Annotated in this window: 6 protein-coding genes; 5 read left to right on the top strand and 1 reads right to left on the bottom strand. The window is 41.7% G+C overall.

Features of this window, described 5'->3' with window-relative positions; translation table 11 throughout:
• The first annotated feature begins 176 nt into the window (after nucleotides 1–176).
• Nucleotides 177–533, top strand: a complete 357-nt coding sequence (locus PUN32_RS13805; RefSeq protein WP_274723709.1) for a DUF6404 family protein — start codon at nucleotides 177–179, stop codon at nucleotides 531–533.
• Between the two features lie 167 nt (nucleotides 534–700).
• Here the strand turns inward: PUN32_RS13805 and PUN32_RS13800 are convergent, their stop codons facing one another.
• Nucleotides 701–919: a DUF2798 domain-containing protein gene (locus PUN32_RS13800; RefSeq protein WP_274723708.1), complete on the bottom strand. Its 219-nt coding sequence runs from the start codon at nucleotides 917–919 to the stop codon at nucleotides 701–703.
• 452 nt (nucleotides 920–1,371) lie between these two features.
• Here PUN32_RS13800 and PUN32_RS13790 point away from each other — a divergent pair, with 452 nt between their 5' ends.
• The 4 genes from PUN32_RS13790 (at nucleotide 1,372) to PUN32_RS13765 (ending at nucleotide 3,977) form a co-directional block, all read left to right on the top strand.
• Nucleotides 1,372–2,304: an Abi family protein gene (locus PUN32_RS13790; RefSeq protein WP_123011671.1), complete on the top strand. Its 933-nt coding sequence runs from the start codon at nucleotides 1,372–1,374 to the stop codon at nucleotides 2,302–2,304.
• A gap of 289 nt (nucleotides 2,305–2,593) precedes the next feature.
• Nucleotides 2,594–2,782 carry a DUF645 family protein gene (locus PUN32_RS13785; protein WP_274723711.1) on the top strand — a complete coding sequence of 63 codons (189 nt, stop codon included), beginning with the start codon at nucleotides 2,594–2,596 and terminating at the stop codon, nucleotides 2,780–2,782.
• Between the two features lie 337 nt (nucleotides 2,783–3,119).
• Nucleotides 3,120–3,308 carry a DUF645 family protein gene (locus PUN32_RS13775; protein ID WP_274723707.1) on the top strand — a complete coding sequence of 63 codons (189 nt, stop codon included), beginning with the start codon at nucleotides 3,120–3,122 and terminating at the stop codon, nucleotides 3,306–3,308.
• A 195-nt stretch (nucleotides 3,309–3,503) separates the two neighbouring features.
• Nucleotides 3,504–3,977, top strand: coding sequence for a hypothetical protein (locus PUN32_RS13765; protein ID WP_274723705.1), 474 nt, complete (start codon nucleotides 3,504–3,506; stop codon nucleotides 3,975–3,977).
• The last annotated feature ends 14 nt before the right edge of the window (nucleotides 3,978–3,991 follow it).

The raw sequence follows: 3,991 nt of genomic DNA, 5'->3' as shown, positions 1-3,991 counted from the left end.
AGACTTTTTACCCATTTGGTCGTGACCTAACAAGCGATTCAAGACAGATTCACAACGCGCGGCATTGGCGTGATGCGAGAACGACAGTGATGAACATTGTGATGCGTTGAGTTGGTTTAGGCGTTGCTCACTGCTTAATCGGGCGTTATGGCGCAAAGCATCATATAGGAGCGATCATGGATAAAATGGAATTTGTTCGAACACTATTGATTGAAAAGGGCATTAGTGCTCGTTTAATTAAACCATACCCATATCTATTTCATAAGTTGGCTCGTTTGGATATGAAGCCGAGGATATTTGAAAACCCACTAAAGCTATTTGCTCTCCAATCTGTAATCGGCGCAGGTTTTTGGGGTGGATTTATGTGGTTATTTGTATGGCAGTTTCAAGGATTTATGATTTCTCAGGTTTATGGTTCTTTGCTTTTTGGCCTGTTGACTGGTCTATTCCTTGCTGTTGAAGTTGTAAGAGTTCGTAGGAAGCATGGACTCACTGATTTTGATAGTTGGCTTAAGGCAAATGGTTTGGAATAGCGCCATAACAAACGCCTCAAGAGGGACTGTCAACGCGTGGCGTTTCCAGTCCCATTGAGCCGCGGTGGTTTCGGTTGCTGTGTTTGAGTTTTGTGGTGTGCGTTGCCAGCCCCTTAGGCGAGCGTTATGTGCTCATGCTGGCAACCATTGAAGCCAGCATGAATGATTTATAGCGTGAGTTTAGTTGCTAATTTAAATCCAAGATTACCAACGAAAATTGACAATATAAAGGCGATCGGCCAAGCGACTATAAATTTGCTCATCCATGCTTGTAGCCAGACGTGGGTCATTCCAAGCTCGAAAAAACTAAATATTCCTGTCATAAGGAAAGCCATCATAAGGGAGATGAAAATTTGTGCGACAATCAAGGTCTTTTTCTTTTGCATATTCAATCCAAAGTATGGATAGTGCGCACAGGAATGAGCACTATCCTAATAAAAGGTTAGTGCCGTGGGTTTGCGCAATGCAACTAAATCTCGATATGCTCGAGGACTGGAATAACCGAACCAGTCTGAAATTTTTTCGACGCTCGAAATATTAGCGACTAGTGTGATCTGAGTCAAGTTTTTAATGAGCGCATAACAAACGCCTCAAGCGGGACTGTCAACGCGCAGCATTTTTGGTATGCGGTGATTTTTGTGGTTAATTTGTTATGCGTTAAGTTGGGTAGTGCGTTGCCAGCCCCTTAGGCGGGCGTTAGGTTTACGTTTGAAAACTATGTAATTGTAATATTGACAGGTGCGTCAACTGGTGCTAGATTAAGCCTTAACAACACCCGCCACGCTTCCTTCTCAGAATAGCGCAAATAGGCGGGTTTTTTTTGCATGGTTATCAGTGAATGGCTAAACAAACGGAAATAAAAAAGCAGCACTATAATAAATCGACTATGTCACCTCAGTCTCTGTTGGATAAGTTAAAGCAAAGAGGTTTAGTTATTCCAGACGAGAATGCTGCGCTGAATGCTTTAAAATTCATAGGATACTTTCGCCTACGTGGTTATTGTTACCCGTTTTATCAAATGACACAAGAGCGAAAGCCTCTCCCTGTGTTACCGAAAACGTTTATTGAGGGTACCACCTTTGATGATATCGTTTCACTATACGAGTTTGACCGTAGAGTTCGTCTACTCATAATTGAAGAAATTCAAAAGGTTGAAGTAGGCTTGCGTACATGTATTAGCGAGCATATGGCAAACAGCCATGGACCTCATTGGTTTATGAATTTAGCTGTCTTAAGTCCTACCTTTGAATACGATGGTTTTCATGCGCGTATCAAAGACGCGAAAGAGCTATTCATTTCACACTACTATGATAACTATCAATCTCCCTCGTTACCTCCATCTTGGATGATAACTGAAGTGCTTACTTTTGGTACCTGGTCACGTCTTTACGCAGATTTGTTTTTGTCTGATCAAAAAGCTATTGCCAAACAATTTGATGTTAAAAGTGGTGAAGTTATGGGATCGTGGTTCCACTGCTTATCACACCTTCGAAACTTGTGCGCACACCATAACCGTGTTTGGAATCGCAGTTTTCAAGTCTTTATGCCTCGAGACACTAAAGAATTGAAAGAACATATGACACGTAAAAACACCTTATATAGTCGGCTGTGCGTTATTAAGCATTTGTCTGATCAAGTTTCAGTTTCAAATGGCTTAACAGAGCGTTTACTGTCTTTACTCGAAAGTGCTCCAAAAGTAGTTACTCTTGAGCAAATGGGGTTCCTTGAGGGGTGGCAAGAGCATACGCTTTGGGCTCCTAAAGAGTCATAAACCTAACAAAGCATTTAAGAGTGATTCCCAACGCTTGGCATTTTTCATTCCATCGTTGGGTTTTGTGTTTACGGTGGTAAGGTTGAGTTTCGTGGTTGCGTTGCTCACACCTTAATGCGGCGTTAGTTTCTATCGAGAAAATTCATCAAAATTGGTGCTAAATATTCCGAAAAATTAGCTTTTGGTGTTCAAAGTTCACGAGTTGGCTTTGGTGCTTTGTTTGATGCTGATTGGGTAGAAAGCGTTGAAAAATTTGCTGGTACAAGATCGCTAAAGCCAACAAACCTTGATGCATCCATTTTGTGGAAGCGTCCACACGGCAAGTTTGATTTTACAAAAGCAGCAACATCGCTTTAGGCGTGCTTTCTTTGTTGGAAATTTGGTTATTGCCCAACTCAACCTTGATCGTTTTGAGTTTTGGCTGCCAACTTCACAGCGTTTGATACTGGACGTGTTTTTGCTCGATAGTTCTGCATAAAATATGGTTCAAGTGTTTTGGTAAAAATCATTTTGAAACAATCGGCTACGAAACTAACAAGCGCCTCAAGCGGGACTGTCAACGCGTAGCATTTTTGGTATGCGGTGATTTTTGTGGTTACTTTGCTATGCGTTAAGTTAGTTTGTGCGTTGCCAGCCCCTTAGGCGAGCGTTAGTTTCTATCAAGATAATTCGTAAATATTGGTGATAATTGTTCCGATTATTCGGCTTTTGATGCTCAAAGTTCACGAATTGGCTTTTTAGCTTCGCTTGATATTGATTGGGTAGAAAGCGTTGAAATGTCGTTGGCACAAGATCGCTAAAGTAAGCAAATCTTGATGCATCCATTTTGTGGAAGCGTCCACACGGCAAGATTGGTTTCACAAAAGCGGCAACATCGCTTTAGGCGCGCTTTCTTTGTTGGAAATTCGGTTATTGGCCAACTCAACCTTGAACATTTTGAGTTTTGGCTGCTAACTTCACAGCATTTGATGTTGGACGTGTGTTTGCTCGATGATTTTGCATAAAATGTTGCTGAAATATTTTGGTGAAAAATCATTGTGAAACAATCGGCTACGAAACTAACAAGCGCCTCAAGAGGGACTGTCAACGCGCGGCATTTTTGTTATGCGGCAGGTTTTGTGGTTAATTTGCTATGCGTTAAGTTGGTTGGTGCGTTGCCAGCCCCTTAGGCGAGCGTTAAATGTAATAAGGAAAATTCAGTGGAAAAATATGAGTTGATACCATCGCCTAATGCGGAAATTGTCGCTTCTTCAGGGGGCCCCGCATTATTGGAAGAAATTAGACCAGAATGGCAAGCAAAGAATCTCATACAAAGAGTTAATAAAATCTTGCCTGTTGACCCAAGCAGTGCTTGTCAGCGAATGTTTAACGCAGCAATGCATGACCTAAGAGAAAAAATCTGTATTGCGGGTTTAGATATTGCAAAAGAAGCAGCAGAGCAATACAAACTTCCTCCAGTTTCTAAGCATGAAGATATAGAGAACTATTCAGTATCGCGTATCATCGATTTAGCTTACAGAATGGGCTTGTTATCTCGTCCGGAATATCGCCGAATATTGAGAGCTTATGATATTCGGAAAGACCTTGAGCACGAAGATGTAGTGGTACGGTGCATATTTCGGAGCATTCCGATCAGTCATTTCGGGATTATCCGATCACCCATTTCGGTTTAAACCGATCACCGATT

This window comes from Vibrio chanodichtyis (assembly GCF_028863985.1).
Taxonomy (GTDB): Bacteria; Pseudomonadota; Gammaproteobacteria; order Enterobacterales; family Vibrionaceae; genus Vibrio; species Vibrio chanodichtyis.
The sequence above is the reverse complement of the archived record's forward strand: the minus strand, read 5'-3'. Positions and strand labels throughout refer to the sequence as shown.

Coding starts and splice junctions, on each gene's coding strand:
- PUN32_RS13785 (WP_274723711.1), top strand. CDS start 2,594: ATGCATCCATTTTGTGGAAGCGTCCACACGGCAAGTTTGATTTTACAA.
- PUN32_RS13800 (WP_274723708.1), bottom strand. CDS start 919: ATGCAAAAGAAAAAGACCTTGATTGTCGCACAAATTTTCATCTCCCTT.
- PUN32_RS13805 (WP_274723709.1), top strand. CDS start 177: ATGGATAAAATGGAATTTGTTCGAACACTATTGATTGAAAAGGGCATT.
- PUN32_RS13775 (WP_274723707.1), top strand. CDS start 3,120: ATGCATCCATTTTGTGGAAGCGTCCACACGGCAAGATTGGTTTCACAA.
- PUN32_RS13790 (WP_123011671.1), top strand. CDS start 1,372: ATGGCTAAACAAACGGAAATAAAAAAGCAGCACTATAATAAATCGACT.